The organism is Pseudomonas cichorii, from assembly GCF_019719005.1.
Lineage (GTDB): Bacteria > Pseudomonadota > Gammaproteobacteria > Pseudomonadales > Pseudomonadaceae > Aquipseudomonas > Aquipseudomonas cichorii_E.
Map to the genome: position 1 here is coordinate 51,320 of NZ_JAIGPJ010000017.1, position 18,286 is coordinate 69,605.

Annotated in this window: 15 protein-coding genes; 9 read left to right on the forward strand and 6 right to left on the reverse strand. The window is 58.5% G+C overall.

Annotated elements, in window-relative coordinates; all coding sequences use genetic code 11:
- The first annotated feature begins 33 nt into the window (after positions 1–33).
- The 3 genes from K5D32_RS14290 to K5D32_RS14300 all read left to right on the forward strand — a co-directional run bounded on the left by K5D32_RS14290 (position 34) and on the right by K5D32_RS14300 (position 4,077).
- Entirely contained in the window at positions 34–531 is a 498-nt protein-coding gene (locus tag K5D32_RS14290; protein ID WP_221527115.1) for an RNA polymerase sigma factor, read from the forward strand.
- A 47-nt stretch (positions 532–578) separates the two neighbouring features.
- On the forward strand, positions 579–1,544 hold the full coding sequence (locus K5D32_RS14295) for a FecR domain-containing protein (protein ID WP_221600698.1): 966 nt from the start codon (positions 579–581) through the stop codon (positions 1,542–1,544).
- 112 nt (positions 1,545–1,656) lie between these two features.
- A complete protein-coding gene (locus K5D32_RS14300; protein WP_221600700.1) occupies positions 1,657–4,077 on the forward strand; it encodes a TonB-dependent receptor in 2,421 nt (806 codons plus the stop codon).
- Positions 4,078–4,199: 122 nt separating this feature from the next.
- Here K5D32_RS14300 and K5D32_RS14305 read toward each other — a convergent pair whose 3' ends face one another.
- A complete protein-coding gene (locus K5D32_RS14305; protein WP_221527118.1) occupies positions 4,200–5,324 on the reverse strand; it encodes an NADH:flavin oxidoreductase in 1,125 nt (374 codons plus the stop codon).
- A gap of 101 nt (positions 5,325–5,425) precedes the next feature.
- Here K5D32_RS14305 and K5D32_RS14310 point away from each other — a divergent pair, with 101 nt between their 5' ends.
- Positions 5,426–5,803, forward strand: a complete 378-nt coding sequence (locus K5D32_RS14310) for a helix-turn-helix domain-containing protein (RefSeq protein ID WP_221576702.1) — start codon at positions 5,426–5,428, stop codon at positions 5,801–5,803.
- Positions 5,804–6,156: 353 nt separating this feature from the next.
- Positions 6,157–8,103: a bifunctional diguanylate cyclase/phosphodiesterase gene (locus K5D32_RS14315; RefSeq protein ID WP_216705063.1), complete on the forward strand. Its 1,947-nt coding sequence runs from the start codon at positions 6,157–6,159 to the stop codon at positions 8,101–8,103.
- Positions 8,104–8,351: 248 nt separating this feature from the next.
- Here K5D32_RS14315 and K5D32_RS14320 read toward each other — a convergent pair whose 3' ends face one another.
- Positions 8,352–8,954, reverse strand: coding sequence for a TetR/AcrR family transcriptional regulator (locus K5D32_RS14320; RefSeq protein WP_221527121.1), 603 nt, complete (start codon positions 8,952–8,954; stop codon positions 8,352–8,354).
- Between the two features lie 113 nt (positions 8,955–9,067).
- Between K5D32_RS14320 and K5D32_RS14325 the strand changes: the two genes are divergently transcribed.
- Complete coding sequence (locus tag K5D32_RS14325) at positions 9,068–9,991, forward strand: NADP-dependent oxidoreductase (RefSeq protein ID WP_221576699.1); 924 nt, start codon at positions 9,068–9,070, stop codon at positions 9,989–9,991.
- A gap of 29 nt (positions 9,992–10,020) precedes the next feature.
- On the forward strand, positions 10,021–10,899 hold the full coding sequence (locus K5D32_RS14330; protein WP_221527123.1) for an oxidoreductase: 879 nt from the start codon (positions 10,021–10,023) through the stop codon (positions 10,897–10,899).
- A gap of 94 nt (positions 10,900–10,993) precedes the next feature.
- Here K5D32_RS14330 and guaA read toward each other — a convergent pair whose 3' ends face one another.
- The 4 genes from guaA to K5D32_RS14350 all read right to left on the reverse strand — a co-directional run bounded on the left by guaA (position 10,994) and on the right by K5D32_RS14350 (position 15,644).
- Positions 10,994–12,571, reverse strand: a complete 1,578-nt coding sequence (guaA, locus tag K5D32_RS14335; protein WP_221600703.1) for a glutamine-hydrolyzing GMP synthase — start codon at positions 12,569–12,571, stop codon at positions 10,994–10,996.
- A 125-nt stretch (positions 12,572–12,696) separates the two neighbouring features.
- Entirely contained in the window at positions 12,697–14,166 is a 1,470-nt protein-coding gene (gene guaB / locus K5D32_RS14340) for an IMP dehydrogenase (RefSeq protein WP_221527125.1), read from the reverse strand.
- A 95-nt stretch (positions 14,167–14,261) separates the two neighbouring features.
- Positions 14,262–14,810, reverse strand: a complete 549-nt coding sequence (locus tag K5D32_RS14345; protein WP_221600705.1) for a sugar ABC transporter ATPase — start codon at positions 14,808–14,810, stop codon at positions 14,262–14,264.
- 66 nt (positions 14,811–14,876) lie between these two features.
- Complete coding sequence (locus K5D32_RS14350; RefSeq protein WP_221600707.1) at positions 14,877–15,644, reverse strand: sulfite exporter TauE/SafE family protein; 768 nt, start codon at positions 15,642–15,644, stop codon at positions 14,877–14,879.
- A 241-nt stretch (positions 15,645–15,885) separates the two neighbouring features.
- Between K5D32_RS14350 and xseA the strand changes: the two genes are divergently transcribed.
- Both xseA and K5D32_RS14360 read left to right on the forward strand, forming a co-directional pair.
- Positions 15,886–17,265: an exodeoxyribonuclease VII large subunit gene (gene xseA / locus K5D32_RS14355; protein WP_221600709.1), complete on the forward strand. Its 1,380-nt coding sequence runs from the start codon at positions 15,886–15,888 to the stop codon at positions 17,263–17,265.
- A gap of 7 nt (positions 17,266–17,272) precedes the next feature.
- Complete coding sequence (locus K5D32_RS14360) at positions 17,273–18,097, forward strand: M23 family metallopeptidase (protein ID WP_025258853.1); 825 nt, start codon at positions 17,273–17,275, stop codon at positions 18,095–18,097.
- Positions 18,098–18,286 lie beyond the last annotated feature (189 nt).

Sequence of the window (18,286 nt, forward strand, 5' to 3'; positions counted from 1 at the left end):
CGCGCTCGCTTGTATGCCAGCCAAGGTGGCTTTATGTCCGGTTCAGATCTCAAGGCGCTTTATCTCGCCCATCGCGCAGAAATCCAGGAATACCTGGATCGCCGCTTGCGTTGCAAAGAGACCGCGGCTGACCTGACACAGGACACGTTCATTCGCCTCTCAGAACAGATGGGCCGTACGCGCATAGAAAACTTCCGCGCCTATCTGTTTTCCAGTGCCCGCAACCTGTTCATCGATCACACCCGTCGCCAGGAACACCGCAAAGGCGAGCCGCTGGAAAGCCAGGAAATGGCCAGCGTCGGGCAAAGCACGCCCACCCTTGAGCAGGCAGCCATCGCCAACCAGCAACTGGCCACTTTGAACGAGGTGATTCAGAACATGCCCGAACCTTGCCGCGAGGTTTTCCTGATGGTGCGGGTCGAGGGCATGACCTATGCCGAGATTGGCGAACGCCTCGGCATCTCTCCGAAGACCGCCTACAGCCGCATGGTCAAGGCTCTGGATTTATTGAAGCTCGGCATGTCCCGGTGAATGTACAATCGCCCGCCAGTACTCATTCCAGCCGAATCGATTACCCCATGAATCCCGAACCGCCGATCCACGACTCGCCAGTACATCAGGATGATGACATCAGTCATCAGGCCAGCGCCTGGTTTGCCTTGGTACAGGGAGGATCGCCGACCGAGGCTGAGCGCGAGGATCTGGTCAGATGGATCGCGGCTGACCCTCGGCATGCACAGGCCTATGCCGAGCTGGAAAGTCTGTGGGACGCTTCGGCACTCCTGCTGCAACCTGCGCGCCCCGCCGCTCGCCCTCAACTATCGCGACGCCGCTTTGTCGGGCTCGGAATCGCCGCCAGCGCCGTGGCGGTCACGGCGGGCGCAACGTCCTTCTGGCTCAAGGGCTCAGGATCACCGTTTGCCGACGAACGCACTGCCGTGGGCGAGCGGCGCAAGGTGAGCCTGCCGGATGGATCGACAGTCGACCTCGCCGGCAACACCGCCCTGAACCTGGACTTCTCCGCTACCCGACGCTCAGTGACGCTGCTTCAAGGCGAAGCGTTTTTCAACGTGGTGCCTGCCGCTGCCGGCGAGTTCCGGGTCAGCACTGAAGAAGGCGTGGTGATCGCCAATGACAGCGAATTCTGCCTGACATGCGATCAGGCAACCACACGTGTGGCTGTCAGTCGCAAAACCGTGCGCGTCGTCACCGCCACTCAGCAGACGGACCTTGAAGAAGGCCTTTCCCTACGCTTCAGCGCCAACCAGACCGGTGCCATTCAACACGCGGAACTGGAGCAGATTCTCGCCTGGCGCAATGGCCGCCTGGCCTTTTTCGATACGCCGCTGCTGACGGTTGTCGATGAGTTGCAGCGCTGGCGAGAAGGGAAAATCTTCATCATGGACAAGCAACTCGCAGCACGACGAGTCAGCCTGATCCTCAACCTCAACAGGCCCGAGCAGATGCTGGATGTCCTGTCCAAAGCCCTGTCCGTGCGCACGGCTCGCTATACCGATCTGGTCACGCTGATCTACCCCGCCTGAAACTTGCGCATAAATAATTCAAGACACCGTCAGGAATCGCAATTGCTCATCCGTCTTAACGGGACTGATTGCTACTCGCATATCCGCGCATACTTCACAGGAAGCGACCTGAATGGCCAAAAAATCCACCCCGAGCCTGAAAAACGATACCCGCTGGCAGCGTAATGCCCTGAGTGCAGCGCTCGCCTGCACCTTACTCGTCGGAACCGTTCAGGCTCATGGAGCTCCAGGTCAGGCCGCTGCAAGCACGGTAGAAAAACTGTCGCTCAATATCCCGGCGCAACCACTGCGCCAGGCACTGCTGAGCTTCAGTCGGCAATCCGGGCAGAACGTGCTGCTCGATGGAGACCTGGATGCCAGCCTGCGCAGCAGTGCAGTCATCGGCAGTTACTCAGCCGAAGAAGCCTTGGTGAAGTTACTGCAAGGCAGTGGCTACAGCTTCTCTCGCACTGACGCAGTCACGGTTTACCTTGTCCCGACAGACCGCAACAGCGCTGGCAACGAAGTCATCCTTGGCCCGACCCGGATTCAGTATCAGGCCATGCAAGACGGTGGCCTGAGCCAAGGCTACCAAGGCAGGCCGGTTTCCAGCACCACACGCCTGGGCCTGAGCGACAAGGACACGCCACAGGCGATCACTGTGATCACCCGCGAGCAAATGGATGACTTCAAACTCAACAGCGTGAAAGAGGCGCTGCGTAATGCGCCGTCCGTCACCGTCGAACAGTTTGAAACGGATCGCACGGCCTTTACCTCCCGTGGCTTCAAGATCGAAAACTTCGAATACGATGGCATGAGCCTGCCCTTTTCGGGCGGCGTGCTGGTGGGCGATCAGGACATGACCGAGTTCGAGCAGGTTGACGTGCTGCATGGCGCCAACGGACTCATGAGCGGCACGGGAGATCCGTCGGCCACGGTCAACCTCGTGCGCAAACGGCCTACCGACACCTTCCAGGCCAGGGTCGACAGCAGCATCGGCTCATGGGACAACCGCCGACTGGGCGTGGATCTGTCCGGCCCGCTGACCGACAGCGGCAAGGTTCGCGGACGCTTCATCACCTCCCACGACAAAGGCAACTCCTACCTCGACCAGTACAGCCACGAAGTCAACGTGGCAGCGGGCTTGCTGGCCTTTGATCTGTCCGATGCCGACACCCTGACCGTAGGCTTTACCCAACAGAACAGCTACTCCAATGGCAGCACCTGGGGAGCCTTGCCGATCGCCGATTACGCGGGCAACCGTATTCACTACAGCAGCCGCAGCTCCAGCGTCGGTCAACCCTGGACCTACTGGGACGTCCATACCCAACGTGCCTTCGTCGAACTGACCCACGCCTTCGACAACGGCTGGGAAAGCACCCTGACTCTGGCCGGGATGAGCCAGGACTCCGATACCAAAATGCTGTACGCCATCCCGGCAACCGCCACCGATGCCTACGCCTATATCAACCGCACCACCAGCACGGAACATCAGGTGACGGGTGAAGCGCGGCTGTCAGGCCCGTTCAGACTCCTGGGACGGGAGCATGAATTGACCGTGGGTGCCAACTACGGGCGTACCCATCATGACGAGCGCGGGCACTACAGAGACGCATCGGGCAACCAGCTTGTCAGCCTCTCCGATGCACTGGCCGGCAACGTGGTGCAACCGGCACTGAACTACACCGACGACCTCAATACCCAACGGTTCACCGATCGCCAGAAAAGCCTGTTCGCCGGGGCGCGTTTCAGCCTTGCAGACGACCTGCACTGGATCGCCGGGGCACGCATGCTCAGCGCCGACGGCGAAGGTGCTGGCTATGGCTCGCCGCACAACACCCGGGTACACGGCAAGGTCACACCCTACACCGGCCTGGTTTATGACCTGACGCCGCAATGGAGCCTTTACACCAGCTGGACAGAAATCTTCAAACCCCAATATGTACGCAGCACCAGTGGCGGAGTCATCCTGCCACTGGAAGGCAAAAGCATGGAAGCCGGTGTGAAAGGTCGTCTGCTTGATGAACGACTGACCGTGACCGCCGCGGTATTCAAGACAGACCAGCAAAACGTCGCCGAACTCACCGGGGAAATCGTGGGGGGTCAATACGTGTATCGCGGAACCAACGTCAAAAGCCGCGGCATCGAACTGGGCGCTTCCGGCGAAGTGTTGACAGGCCTTGAACTGGCGGGCGGCTATACCTTTGTACAGATCGAAGACGACGATGGCGAAGAGGCTCGCAAGTACATCCCCACTCATACCTTACGCGGCAACCTGACCTATCGCCTGCCCGGCCTGCCCAAGGCCAAAGTCGGCACCCGCTTTCAGTGGCAAAGCGCAACCGAGCTGGACACCAACAGCAATGTCAGTCAGGAGGCCTACGCCCTGGTGGACCTGATGGCCAGCTACGACATCGACGAACACTGGAGCACATCGCTCAATATGAACAACGTCACCGACCGCAAATACTTGCTGTCGCTGTACCAATCGGCAGGTTCCACCAACTATGGTGCGCCACGGAATCTGACGGCTTCGGTGACTTGGAAGTATTGATTTAGAGGGGGGTTGGGCGGATGCGAGAAAGCCCCTGGGTTCAAGGGCTTTCTCTTATAGTCGCTCGGTTGTGGTTCGGCCCGCAGCAACTCCCGTAACACGGGAGCTGCATCACGAGACGCTTAAACCAACTCGGCTAAAGAGGCGGGGTTAAATCCGCCCAGCTTTTCAAGTTCTCCAGTTTCAACCTTCGATGCCCAATCCGGGTCACTCAGCAGCACGCGACCTACAGCGATCAGGTCAAATTCGTCGCGCTCCATGCGCTCGACAAGCCGGTCCAGACTCGCAAGCGCAGGGGCCGAACCCTTGCCGGCAAAGGCATTGGTTACATCGTTGTCCAGACCAACCGAACCCACACTGATGCTCGCGGCCCCGGTCACCTTCTTGGCCCAGCCCGCGCAATTCAATCCGTTTTCGCCATCAATCTCGGGGAACTCAGGCTCCCAGAAGCGGCGTTGCGAACAGTGCAGCACGTCGACACCGGCCTCGACCAGCGGAAGCAGCCAGTCTTCCATCAACGCTGGAGTCTCGGCGACACGCACGCCAAAATCCTGCTGCTTCCACTGGCTGACACGCATGATGATCGGGAATTCGGGGCCGACCGCATCACGAACGGCAGCAACGATCTCGCTGGCAAAGCGTGAACGCTCTTTGATGGTCGGGCCGCCATAACGGTCGGTGCGCTGATTGGTGCCCGCCCAGAAGAACTGATCGATCAGGTAACCATGAGCCCCATGAATCTCAACGGTGTCGAAGCCCAGGTGTTTGGCATTTGCAGCGGCCTTGGCATATGCAGCCACCGTATCGGCAATATCCTCTTCGCTCATCGCCACACCGCGCGGGTCACTTGGCGTATTGAGGCCAGACGGGCTTTCAACGGGCGCATCGGGTTCCCAGCCTCTGTCGCTACGTACTGCACCGGTGTGCCAGAGTTGCGGCCCCATGCGGCCACCCGAGTTTTTAACTGAATCGATCACGTTCTTCCACCCGGCCAGCGCCGCGTCACCATGGAAAAAAGGAATACTGGCCTCATTACGCGACGCCGGGCGATCAATGACCGTGCCTTCCGACAGAACCAACCCAACGCCACCCTCCACCCGGCGGCGATAATAGGCAGCACTCGCCTCACCCGGTATGCCCTCCGGAGCGAAGAGGCGCGTCATCGGAGCCATGACAATCCTGTTTTTCAATTCCAGAGAGCCGATGGAAAAAGGACGGAATAAAACGCTGGTATCAAGGTTTGACATCGAAGTTGAATCCATTGATTTCGGAAGGCATATAAGTATATTTTGTAGACTTAATGTCAATTAGGCACCTTGAATCGCCTAGGTATACCTGAGGAAACCTGATGCTCGAAATACAGCCACAATGTTTTTCGTCGGACTGCCCCAGCCGCGCACTGTTTGATCAGATCGCAGACAAGTGGTCCATGATGGTTCTGGCTGTTCTGGATGAAGAGCCACACCGCTTCAATGCCATCAAACGCCGACTGGAAGGCGTGACCCAAAAGGCACTGACACAATGCCTGAGACGACTGGAACGCAATGGACTGGTTTCCCGACAGGTCATCTCGCTGTCGCCTGTGGCAGTGCAATACGAAATCACCCCGCTGGGCCAAAGCCTGCAACAGCCATTTCGTGAGCTGCACAAATGGACACTGCTGAAATTGCCAGAGGTTGAAGAGGCAAGGTTGCAGTTTGATAGTGCAGTTGGGAGGGGGGTTTAGGGGGGTCATGTATTGTTGAGATTGAAGTTCTTGACCTCCAAACTAAAACCCCCACCAGCACCGTCTTAAGACAAAAATTAAAACCGTCTCACCTCCGGAAAAGCGCCAATCGTCGCAGATGACAGCCCATTGGCCGTTAATTATCGGTGCCGTTCGACGGCGCTTGCCTCGCTTACAACTATTACGACCGGTCGGCGGAACGAAATCAAAGTGCCATTAGTCGTAAAGATTGTAGAAACCAGAGGATTGGCCGACACGATCCCATGAGAGCAGTTTCTAACCCTGCTCGATCCGGTCTGGAAAGGATAATCCGTTCGGTTATTTATCTGGTTGTATTTTCAGAGCGTCGTCTGATGAAGAAAACACTGCTCGGCGTACGAGCGTTGATGTCTGTGCCCAAGGACAATCCTGGTCTGGTCAAGGCGCAATACATCGCGCTGTCTCGCCAATTGCCCATGATGTATTTCATCCTGCTGATCAACACCCTGATGCTGGCGGGCACCCACTTTGCGGTCGCGCCGCGCTGGCTGGTGGTGTATTGCCCGTTGATCATGACGTTGTTCGGCGTGATTCGTGCTGCGGAATGGATGCGCACGCGCGGACGGACGCGCACCCCTGAGCAGATGCTGGCGGCGCTGAAGCGCACCAATATGCTCGCGCCGTTTGTCGCCGTGGCGTTCACCGCCTGGTCGCTGGCGCTGTTTCCCTATGGCGACAGCTATGCCCAGGCGCATGTCGCCTTTTATATGGCGATCACCGTCATCGGCTGCATTTTTTGCATGATGCACCTGCTGCCAGCAGCCCTGGCCACCACCGCAGTGGTCAACACAGCGTTCGTGGTGTTCTTCGCGTCCACCAATATCATGACCTTTGTTGCCACTGCGATTGACGTCCTGCTGGTGTCCATCGCCATGCTGATCATTCTCAAGGCACAGTACGCCGACTTCACCCGGCTGGTGAACATGCAGGCGCAGACGGCAAAACTCAGCGAGGAAAACCTTCACCTGGCCAATCAGGACAGCCTGACCGGACTGGCCAATCGGCGGCAGTTCTTTTCCCGCCTCGATACGCTGCTGTCCCGCGCCCGCGAGCAGGAGATTCGCCTTGCCGTGGGGCTGATCGACCTGGATGGCTTCAAGCCGGTCAACGATCTGTATGGCCATAGCATTGGTGACAAGCTGCTTTGCCAGGTTGGCCAGCGCCTGACCGGGCTGCTCGACGAAGATGTACACCTGGCCCGGCTGGGAGGCGACGAGTTTGGCCTGATCATCACTCAGGCCATGAGCGACGACCAGTTGCGGGAGTTTGGCGACAGAATCTGCGCCAGCATGCGCGAGCCGTTTCTGCTGGTGGACATCCCTATTCAGATCAGTGCATCACTGGGCATCGCGACCTTCCCGGATCAGGCATCCGACGCCACGCAAGTGTATGAATACTCCGACTACGCCCTGTATCAGAGCAAGCGCCACCGCCCCGGCACGGTCTGCCTGTTCAGCGCAGCCCATCGCCAGCAGCTCAATCGCGAAGGGCTGACCGAACAGGCCCTGCGCAGGGCCGATCTGGATTCTGAGTTTCACGTGGTGTTCCAGCCCATCGTGGATATTCACAGTGAGCAAACCGTCGCGTTCGAGGCCCTGGCACGCTGGGAAAGCCCGGAGTTGGGTAACGTGCCGCCCAGTGAGTTCATCCCGATTGCCGAGCGCGTCGGCATGGTCAATCGCCTCACGGTGCCGTTGCTGAGCAAGGCGCTGGACACGGCCGCGAGCTGGCCTGCGGGTATCCGCCTGTCATTCAACCTGTCCGCCCACGACTGCGGTTCGGAGGACGCCGCCCAGCAGATCGTCGAGCTGATCAAAAGCAGCCATTTCGACCCGGCCTGCCTCGATCTGGAAATCACCGAAACCGCGGTCATCCAGGACCTGCCGCAGACCCAGCGAGCAATCAGCCGGTTTCGCGAACTGGGCTGCGGCATTTCCCTCGACGACTTCGGCACCGGCTATTCCAGCCTGAGCCAGATCCACGCGCTGTCACTGACCAAACTGAAGGTGGACCGCACCTTCGTCACCAACATCCACCTCGACCCGGCCAGCTTCAAGATCGTCAAGTCGCTGGTTGCCCTGTGCCAGGACATGCAGCTGGAATGCATCGTCGAAGGCGTGGAAACCGCCGCAGAGCTCGACGCCCTGAAAAACCTCGGCTGCGCCTGGGCCCAGGGCTACCTGTTCTCCAAACCCATGCGCGCCAGCGACATCAGCGCCTGGCTTGAAGGCGAGCAACTGGCCAGGGTGCAGGCGGTTTAATTCGCTGATCGGACGAGGCGCGACTCGCGCTCGTGCTACGGTAGCAAGCTCTGCTATCTGAGTTTTCCAGCCCCAAAAAACCAAAAGCCCGCAATTAAGCGGGCTTCAGGGTGTTTCTTGCTAGCGCTACCGGTCTACACCGTACGCTGGATCACTCCCACTCTATTATCAACAAGCGTGCGCAGGCCCTTCAAACCATAGCCCATAAGGCATCTGGAATTTTCAAACCATGAAAAATACCATTCGCTTTAGTCGGCACCCATTTCAGCTCTTAATCTCTTGAAGTTGGCTTCGAGATGCTCAGCAAGCGCCCGCTGACAGCCATCGGCAATCCAGGTTTCGACGGAAAGGCGCATCGCTCCGACACTGGCCATTGCAGCCAGGCGTAGTCCTGCCTGCCTATCGGCACCCGGCCAAAGCTCGCACAGGGCTTCATAGGCGGCATACTCCATTTGCAGAAACTTGGCCTGATTGCCCAACTGAAGCTGCTCCGTAGTCTGCACAATTCTCCCGATCAGCACCGCAACATCCGGATGCATGTGTGCAGCCAGAGCAATCAGTGCGGCGTGAATAGTAGCGAGTGGGGATGCTTTCACGCCCTGCTTGCGTATCTCAGCACCTAGCTCATCCGGCAACGACTTTTGCCAAGCCAGGATAATTTCGTCCTTGGAACCGAAGTAGTGGAAGAACGTGCGACGGGCGATACCCGACGCTTCGGCAATCGCATCCAGCGTAGTCCCCTCATAGCCACGTTCGGAAAACAGCTTCAGGCCTACATCGGTGATACGGCGGTACATCTCTCGGCGCTTCCGTTCGCGAACGCCTTCTTTGCCCTTCTGCTCGCGCGTCATGCATTCGATCTCACATGTTCGGGGTTGCATTTATGCACTGAGTGCAATATATTTTTTGCACCAAGTGCAAAATTTACCAGCAAACCCTGCTACATCCAAGTGGAACCCACACAATGAAAGCCATACGCATCCATGGTTTCGCAAATGCCCCTCTCATAGAGGACATCCCCACGCCTCATATCGGTCCAGAAGACGTGCTCGTGCGCGTAGAGGCAACTGCTCTCAATCCTCTCGACGGCCTCGTGGCATCAGGGGTCGCCCGTCAATTTTTCAAGATTGATCTACCGATAACCCTCGGCACCGATTTCGCCGGGACCGTTGAGCGCATCGGCGAGGCTGTCACACGATGGAATGTCGGGGACAGGGTGATTGCCTGCGTCGATGCGGGATCAGGTGGCGGTCTTGCGGATTTCGCCGTGGCGCCCGCCAACGCATGTGTTCCTCTACCCGGTGCTCTTTCCGCTGCTCAAGGAAGTGCGATTCCTACCGCAGGTATCACAGCATGGCATGCATTGTTTTCCAACGCCGGGCTGAAAGCCGGCGAGACGGTGTTGATCCATGCTGCGGCAGGGGGCGTCGGCAGCTTTGCCGTCCAATTCGCTTGCATGTCAGGTGCGCACGTGATCGCAACCGCCTCGGGTGATGGCTTGGCAATGGCGTACGCACTGGGAGCAGAGAAAGTCATTGACTACCAAAACGAAGATTTCACCCGCTTAACCAGTGACGTCGATGTGGTGCTCGATTTGGTCGGTGGCGAAACCCAAAGTCGATCCTACAGAGTCCTGCGCACGGGCGGGCGGCTCGTTTCCACAGTTATGCCACCTGACGAGGCAGAGGCACGGGAACACGGAGTAACGGCGAGCATGTTCTACGCCAAGCCCTTTATTGACCGCCTCGACGAGCTCGTCACGATGGTCATCGAGCAAAATTTGAAGGTCGTCATCGACCGTACGGTCGCCTTTGAGCGTTTCGACGAGGCATGGAAACACCAGCTCTCGGGTCGCGCACGCGGCAAGATCATCGTTCTCCCGCACTAAAACCATCAGTCCATCTACAGGAACATCCTATGACCACTTCTTCCCTTGGCGGGACATTTACACCTGCCGGCACAGCGATGAACCTCAAGCGCATGGGCTACGGCACCATGCAGCTACCCGGACCGCACGTTTGGGGGCCTCCGCGCGATAAAGAAGCCGCTCTGGCGGTATTGCGCGAAGTAATTACCTTGGGTGCAAATCACATCGACACCGCCGAGTTCTATGGTCGTGGTGTCTCGAATCGACTGATCCGTGAAGCACTATCGCCTTATCCCACAGACCTCACGATCATTACCAAGGTCGGTTTCGTACGCGGTGAAGATGCGTCCTGGGCGCCTGATCTTACGCCGGACGGTCTCAAGCGGGCAGTGCATGAAAACCTTGCCAGTCTTGGCCTGGAAACCCTCGATGTCGTCAATTTGCGGCTAGGTGGTGCACATGGTCCGGATGACCGATCACCTCTGGAGCCGCTGCAGGTTCTGGTCGAGTTGCAACAACAAGGCCTTATTCGCCATATCGGCCTTAGCAATGTTACCCCAGCGCAATTTGCTGAGGCCAAATTACTGGCCAAGATCGTCTGCGTGCAGAACCAGTACAACCTGATCAAACGAGACGATGACCATTTCATCAACGCGCTGGCAGATGAAGGCGTGGCCTATGTGCCGTTTTTCCCGCTAGGCGGTTTTTCTCCGCTGCAATCGTCGCTGCTTTCTCAGGTGGCTGAAGAGCTGGGAGCTACACCAAAACAAGTTGCTCTGGCGTGGTTACTTCAGCGCTCGCCCAATATTCTGGTAATCGCGGGGACATCCTCTTCAGAGCACCTTCGAGAAAACTTTTGCGCAACGAATCTCCTACTATCGGAAACGCAGATCACAACACTCGATAGAATTGCCGAAATAACTGAGTAACAACACAACTTCAGAATTGTATGCGGCAGATCTACATCCGCTTTATAAACAAACGCCCGCTATTACGCGGGCGTTTGTTTATTGCGAGCAGGGCTCACTCCCACTCAATCGTAGCCGGCGGCTTACTCGAAACATCGTAAGTCACCCGAGAAATCCCGTCGATTTCATTGATGATCCGCCCGCTGACGGTTTCCAGCAGTTCGTAAGGCAGGTGTGCCCAACGTGCGGTCATGAAGTCGATGGTTTCTACGGCGCGCAGGGCGACGACCCAGGCGTAGCGGCGGCCGTCGCCTACGACGCCAACCGATTTGACTGGCTGGAAGACGACGAATGCCTGGCTGACTTTGTGGTACCAGTCGGCCTTGCGCAGTTCTTCGATGAAGATGTGGTCGGCACGACGCAGCAGGTCCGCGTATTCCTTTTTCACTTCACCGAGGATGCGCACGCCCAGGCCAGGACCCGGGAATGGGTGGCGGTAGACCATGTCGTAGGGCAGGCCGAGTTCCAGGCCGAGGCGGCGGACTTCGTCCTTGAATAGCTCGCGCAGGGGTTCAACCAGCTTGAGGTTCATTTCTTCCGGCAGGCCGCCCACGTTGTGGTGCGACTTGATGACGTGAGCCTTGCCGCTTTTCGCGCCAGCCGACTCGATGACGTCCGGGTAGATGGTGCCTTGGGCCAGGTACTTGATGTTGTCGAGCTTGCAGGATTCGGCATCGAACACGTCGATGAAGGTGCGGCCGATGATCTTGCGCTTTTTCTCCGGGTCGCTTTCGCCAGCCAGGTTGTTCAGGAACTGCTCTTCGGCATTGGCACGGATGACCTTGACGCCCATGTTCTCGGCGAACATGGCCATGACCTGCTCGCCTTCGTGCAGACGCAGTAAGCCGTTATCGACGAATACGCAAGTCAGTTGATCGCCAATGGCCTTGTGCAGCAAGGCTGCAACCACGGAAGAGTCGACGCCGCCGGACAGGCCCAGCAGAACGTTGTCGGTACCGACCTGGGCGCGGATGCTGGCAATCGCGTCTTCAGCAATGTGCGACGGGGTCCACAGCGCTTCACAACCACAGATGTCGAGGATGAAGCGCGACAGGATGCGGCCGCCCTGCTTGGTGTGGGTCACTTCCGGGTGGAACTGCACGCCGTAGTAGCCGCGGGTATCGTCAGCCATACCGGCGATAGGGCAGCTTGGTGTGCTGGCCAGGACGTGGAAACCGTCCGGAATCTCGGTGACCTTGTCGCCGTGACTCATCCAGACATCGAGGCCCAGGACGCCATCGGCATCCACGTGGTCTTCGATGCCGTCGAGTACGCGGCCCTTGCCGACTACATCGACACGGGCGTAGCCGAACTCGCGCAGGTCGGAGCCTTCAACGCGGCCACCCAACTGCTCGGCCATGGTCTGCATGCCGTAGCAGATGCCGAAAACCGGCACGCCCAGATCAAACACGGCTTGCGGAGCACGCGGGCTGTTGGCTTCGTGCACGGACTCGGGGCCGCCAGCGAGGATGATCCCGCGCGGGGCGAATTCGCGAATCGCTTCATCGTCCATGTCGAACGGATGCAGTTCGCAATACACACCGATTTCACGCACGCGGCGAGCGATCAGTTGAGTGTACTGGGAGCCGAAATCGAGGATCAGGATACGGTGGGCGTGAATATCGAGGGCCATGGAAGGAGCTCTGATGAGCAGTTGCGAGCTTTAAGCTGCAAGCTGCAAGTTGTCGGAATCTGCGGTAGCTGCATAAGCGCAACTACCGCTTGTAGCTTAAAGCTTGAAGCTATCAGCTGTCGGCCTTAGCCGACACGATAGTTCGGTGCTTCCTTGGTGATCTGCACGTCATGGACGTGGGATTCAGCCATGCCAGCGCCGGTGATGCGTACGAACTCGGGCTTGGTGCGCATTTCTTCGATATCGGCGCTACCGGTGTAGCCCATGGAAGAACGCAGGCCGCCCATCAGTTGATGGATGATGGCCGACAACGAACCCTTGTAGGCCACACGGCCTTCGATACCTTCCGGTACCAGCTTCTCGGCACCTGCGGACGAGTCCTGGAAGTAGCGGTCCGAAGAACCTTGCGCCTGGGACATGGCGCCCAGCGAGCCCATGCCGCGATAAGCCTTGTAGGAGCGGCCCTGGAACAGTTCGATTTCGCCTGGCGCTTCTTCAGTACCGGCAAACATCGAACCCATCATCACGCAGCTTGCGCCAGCAACGATGGCCTTGGACAGGTCACCCGAGAAACGGATGCCGCCGTCGGCGATCAGGGGAACGCCAGTGCCTTCAAGGGCAGCGGCAACGTTGGCGATAGCGCTGATTTGCGGGACGCCCACGCCTGCAACGATACGGGTGGTGCAGATCGAGCCTGGGCCGATACCGACCTTGACCGCGTCAGCGCCGGCTGCAGCCAGAGCCTTGGCCGCTTCGCCAGTGGCGATGTTGCCGCCGATGACCTGCACTTCAGGGAAGTTTTCCTTGACCCAGCGAACGCGGTCGATCACGCCTTTGGAGTGACCGTGAGCGGTGTCGACCACCACCACGTCAACACCGGCAGCCACCAGCGCCGAAACGCGATCGCCAGTGTCCTTGCCAGTACCGACAGCAGCGCCGACACGCAGACGACCCTGGTCGTCCTTGCTCGCCAGCGGGTAAGCCTTGGCCTTTTCGATGTCCTTGACGGTCATCATGCCCTTGAGTGCGAACTTGGCGTCGACGATCAGGACTTTTTCAAGACGGTGCTTATGCAGCAGCTCGCGCACTTCGTTCTTGTCTGCGCCTTCACGCACGGTGACCAGACGCTCTTTAGGCGTCATCACTTCGCGAACAGGGATATCCAGACGGTTTTCAAAACGCACGTCACGAGAAGTCACGATGCCGACCAGGTCGCCATCATGCAGGACAGGTACGCCGGAGATGTTATGCAGGCGGGTCAGCTCGAACAGGTCACGAACCGTGGCGTCAGCCTCGATGGTGATCGGGTCCTTGACGACACCGGCCTCGAACTTCTTGACCTTGCGAACTTCAGCGGCTTGCTGCTCGATGGTCATGTTCTTGTGGATGATACCGATACCACCTTCCTGAGCCATGGCGATGGCCAGACGGGCTTCAGTGACAGTATCCATTGCAGCGGAAACCAAAGGGATATTCAGTTCAATGCCACGGGTCAAACGGGTTTTCAGACTGACTTCGTTGGGCAGTACCTCGGAATAACCGGGCACAAGGAGAATGTCGTCGAATGTTAGGGCTTCTTGACTGATACGCAGCATCGCGGGGGCTCCCGGGCGGGAAAATTGGAAGCGCGCCATTATACCTACACACCCGCGCAGGCTCAATGTAAACCTCAGCCTAATATCAAACGAACTTATAGCCGGACTTTGACGAAGGAAACCGGGCGGTCCAGGCGTTCGGCGAAGTCGTCGAGAAAGCTCTGAGTGAAGGACGCATCGAGCCAGTTATTGAAGATGAATCCGAGGTTGGAAAACCCGCAGGCGTCCAGGAACAGAAAGCCGTTGATATCGTCCTCATGGCGGCATTCCGGGCAGATGAAGTTATCGGTGTGGCCGGGCATCCAGTCTTCCAGACTGTCAAACAGCGCCTCACCGATTTCCCGACGGCATTCAGGGCAACCGGCCTCTTCGGCAAAATTGTTCAACGGCGTGAAGATGCAGCGCCTGGTAACGATCTCCAGCCCGTTGACGGCCTGCCCGAACGGCAATGCGTCGGGGTTCTGCACTACCCTTTTCGCGCCCGGCGCAATGGCGTAGGCCATCTTGTTGTAGGTTCGCCCGCAGGTGCTCAGTTCAGGCTCGACCACATTGAGTTTGACCAGCCAGCGCAGGATCAGGCGCGCACGAGCCTCATGTCCGGGAAAACTGGAGATTTGCGGGACAATGATGCTTTGGGTGTTCATGGCAATGTGTCGCTGAAGGCTGATCGGGGGCGGCAGTTTAACAGGTCAGGCCCAAACCCCGGCTCATCAACCGGCAATGTAGCGGCCGATCAACGCCAGACCACTGACCAGCACCAACCAGGTCACCAGCCGCACAAAGGCTTCGCGGGACAGTTTCGTCACCAGCGACCTGCCGATCCATGAGCCCAGCAACATCGCCGGCAACAGGCAAACCGCCAGAACCAGCAACGGAATTTCGGCATAAACCCCGGCCAGCAGAAACAGCCCGAGGCGCACGATGGTGCTGCAACTGATCAGTGCGCTTTGCGTGGCTCGCGCCTGCTCCTTGGAAGTCAGTCGACTATTAAGGTAAATCGCATAGAGAAAGCCACCGCTGCCAAACAGGGCACCGAACAGACCACCAATTGTGCCCATAGGGATCGCCCAGCCCGCCGCCAATTGCGTCGGTCGCACCTTCACCGCCAGGCTGTAAAGCGCATACGCGGTCACGAACAGCCCCATCAATAAAAGCAGCACATCGGATTTCAGATTGAGCAGAAACAGCACGCCCAAGGTGCAACCTACCGCCATGCAGGGCAGCAGACGAAGCAACTCCGAGCGGACCACCGATTGCCGGGAAGGCAGCAGGTTGCCGAAAGCCGCCAGGAAATCCAGCATCACCAGCAAGGGAATGATCCGCGACAGCGGCATGAAATGAATCAGGACAGGCCCGGCAACCAGTGCCGTACCGAAACCGGCAACGCCAAACACCACATAAGCGGCCACTACCGCCAGCTCGATCCATAGCAGATCCAGCGGTGCAAAACCCAACTGGTTGAACCATTCGCCCGCCACAGGACTCTCCCTGAATTGACCACGCGCTGCTTATATACAGACCGTGTGAAGACGTAGCGAGCGAAGGTCAGGCAAGGCGAAAACAGGCGAGGAAGCGGAGTTTACTGGTTGTAAATGAGCATTCCGAGCCTGTTTTCAACGCAGCATGACCGAGCGCAGCAGTTTTCACGCAGTCTGTATAGCTGCGCCACCCGGAAACCGCCAGTGGTGGTGGCCGGGCAAATCCCTTTATGATGCCGTCATGATTAAAGATCCTTTCGCAAGACTCGGCCTGAACCGGGAAGTCCTCACTGTCAGCCAGCTCAACGGCCGCGCCCGCGTATTGCTGGAGGATGTGTTCAGCAGCATCTGGGTCGAGGGCGAGATATCCAACCTGTCGCGCCCGGCCTCCGGCCATGTGTACTTCACGCTCAAGGACTCCGGGGCTCAGGTGCGCTGCGCGCTGTTTCGCCAGAGCGCGGCACGTGTCCGGCAGGCGCTCAAGGATGGCTTGCAGGTCAAGGTTCGCGGCAAGGTTTCGCTGTTCGAGGGCCGTGGCGACTATCAACTGATCCTTGATACCGTCGAGCCTGCGGGCGATGGCGCATTGCGACTGGCCTTCGATGCACTCAAGGCCAAGCTCAGCGACGAAGGCCTGTTCAGTACCGAACGCAAGATCGCGCTGCCGCTGCATCCGCAACGTATCGGCATCATCAGCTCGCCTACGGGCGCGGTGATACGCGACATCATCAGCGTGTTCCGCCGCCGTGCGCCACAAGTCGAGCTGACCCTGATTCCTACTGCCGTTCAGGGCCGCGAAGCGATTGCGCAGATTGTCCGGGCGCTCAAGCTGGCGGATTCCAGAGGCTTCGATGCCCTGATCCTCGCCCGAGGTGGCGGCTCGCTGGAAGACTTGTGGTGCTTCAACGAAGAAGCCGTGGCGCGGGCCATCGATGCCTGCGTGACGCCTATCGTCAGCGCAGTGGGTCATGAAACCGATGTGTCCATCAGTGACTTCGTGGCCGATGTGCGTGCGCCAACGCCTTCTGCTGCTGCGGAATTGCTGGCACCGGACTCCAGCGACCTGCATCGCCGGGTAGAAAACCTCAATCGACGCCTGATAAGCCGCATGCGTGATCGACTCATGCGCGAACGCTTGCGCCTGGACGGCATTTCCCGCCGCCTGCGCCATCCCGGCGAGCGCTTGCGTCAGCAGGCTCAGCGTCTGGACGACCTGGACATGCGCCTGCGCCGTGCTTTCGAGCAAGGCATGCACAAACAGCAAGTGCGCCTGGCGCATATGGAAAGCCGTCTCGCCGCCCAGCATCCGGGACGCACCCTGGCCTTTCTGCGCCAGCGTCTGGATGTTCTGGCCGAACGTTTGCCCCGAGCCATGCGCGAACAGATCAAGACGCGCAAGCTACAACTGCAAAGCCAGATTCAGACACTTCATGTCGTAAGTCCGCTGGCAACACTGGGCCGTGGCTACAGTATCCTGCTCGACGAACGCGGCCATGCCATCCACAACGCCGCACAAACCCAACCCGGTCAGCGCCTCACTGCCAAGCTGGGCGAAGGCGAATTGCAAGTGCGCGTTGAGGACAACCACCTGACGCCCGTGACCCTCTCTCTTCTGGACTGACCTATCGATGCTACGTTTTATCGCACCGCTGCTCGCCCTCCTTCTGTGCCTTCCCGCCCATGCCGACAGCTACATCACACGCGCCCTCAACAAGCCGGTGCCCGGCGGTGTCGCAGTGATTGATCTGGGTACCAGCAACCAGCCGCCCAAAGCCACCTTCCAGGGCAAACCGGTGCTGGTGGTCAAGGAACAAGGCACTCGCTGGCTGGCCATTGTCGGCCTGCCGTTGACGATCAAGCCCGGCACGCAACAACTGGCATCGGGTGGTCGCAACCTGAGTTTCACCGTTGGCAGCAAGAAATACCCCGAGCAACACATCACCCTGCAGAACAAGCGTCAGGTCAACCCGAACCCGGAGGACACCAAGCGCATCAACAGCGAAACGCCAAAACTGCTGGGCGGTTATGCGGTATTCAGCCCTGGCACGCCGAGTAACCTGATCCTCGACAAACCGGTAAACGGGCCGCTGTCGAGCAAGTTTGGTGTGCGCCGTTTCTTCAATGGCGAAGAGCGCAACCCACACTCAGGCCTGGATTTCGCGGTCCCGACAGGCACGCCGATCAAATCCCCAGCGGCCGGCAAGGTGATCCTGACCGGTAACTTCTTTTTCAATGGCAACACCGTGTATGTCGACCACGGCCAAGGCTTTATCAGCATGTTCTGCCATTTGTCGAAAATCGACGTGAAGACCGGCGATCAGGTGCCACGCGGCGGCTTGCTCGGCAAAGTCGGCTCCACAGGCCGCGCCACCGGCCCACACCTGCACTGGAACGTCAGCCTGAACGATGCGCGGGTAGACCCGGCGATATTCATTGGTGCGTTTCAGCCGTAATCCTTTTTCGCGAATGAATTCGCTCCTACGGTGACCGTGTAGGAGCGAATTCATTCGCGAAGGGGTTTGCGCACGTTTTTCAACTCGCACAATAACCTAGCAACAATCGCCTTTAAACAGCGATAAAAGCTCGCCATAAACAGAAAATCGAGAACTTATCTCAATTTTTTCGAGGTGCTTGCCAACTTT

What these genes read in the sequence shown, in the direction of transcription:
- K5D32_RS14310 (WP_221576702.1), top strand. Translation starts at nt 5,426, where the DNA reads ATGCTCGAAATACAGCCACAATGTTTTTCGTCGGACTGCCCCAGCCGC.
- K5D32_RS14320 (WP_221527121.1), bottom strand. Translation starts at nt 8,954, where the DNA reads ATGACGCGCGAGCAGAAGGGCAAAGAAGGCGTTCGCGAACGGAAGCGC.
- K5D32_RS14360 (WP_025258853.1), top strand. Translation starts at nt 17,273, where the DNA reads ATGCTACGTTTTATCGCACCGCTGCTCGCCCTCCTTCTGTGCCTTCCC.
- K5D32_RS14325 (WP_221576699.1), top strand. Translation starts at nt 9,068, where the DNA reads ATGAAAGCCATACGCATCCATGGTTTCGCAAATGCCCCTCTCATAGAG.
- K5D32_RS14315 (WP_216705063.1), top strand. Translation starts at nt 6,157, where the DNA reads ATGAAGAAAACACTGCTCGGCGTACGAGCGTTGATGTCTGTGCCCAAG.
- K5D32_RS14295 (WP_221600698.1), top strand. Translation starts at nt 579, where the DNA reads ATGAATCCCGAACCGCCGATCCACGACTCGCCAGTACATCAGGATGAT.
- K5D32_RS14330 (WP_221527123.1), top strand. Translation starts at nt 10,021, where the DNA reads ATGACCACTTCTTCCCTTGGCGGGACATTTACACCTGCCGGCACAGCG.
- guaA (WP_221600703.1), bottom strand. Translation starts at nt 12,571, where the DNA reads ATGGCCCTCGATATTCACGCCCACCGTATCCTGATCCTCGATTTCGGC.
- K5D32_RS14300 (WP_221600700.1), top strand. Translation starts at nt 1,657, where the DNA reads ATGGCCAAAAAATCCACCCCGAGCCTGAAAAACGATACCCGCTGGCAG.
- K5D32_RS14290 (WP_221527115.1), top strand. Translation starts at nt 34, where the DNA reads ATGTCCGGTTCAGATCTCAAGGCGCTTTATCTCGCCCATCGCGCAGAA.
- K5D32_RS14345 (WP_221600705.1), bottom strand. Translation starts at nt 14,810, where the DNA reads ATGAACACCCAAAGCATCATTGTCCCGCAAATCTCCAGTTTTCCCGGA.
- K5D32_RS14305 (WP_221527118.1), bottom strand. Translation starts at nt 5,324, where the DNA reads ATGTCAAACCTTGATACCAGCGTTTTATTCCGTCCTTTTTCCATCGGC.
- xseA (WP_221600709.1), top strand. Translation starts at nt 15,886, where the DNA reads ATGATTAAAGATCCTTTCGCAAGACTCGGCCTGAACCGGGAAGTCCTC.
- guaB (WP_221527125.1), bottom strand. Translation starts at nt 14,166, where the DNA reads ATGCTGCGTATCAGTCAAGAAGCCCTAACATTCGACGACATTCTCCTT.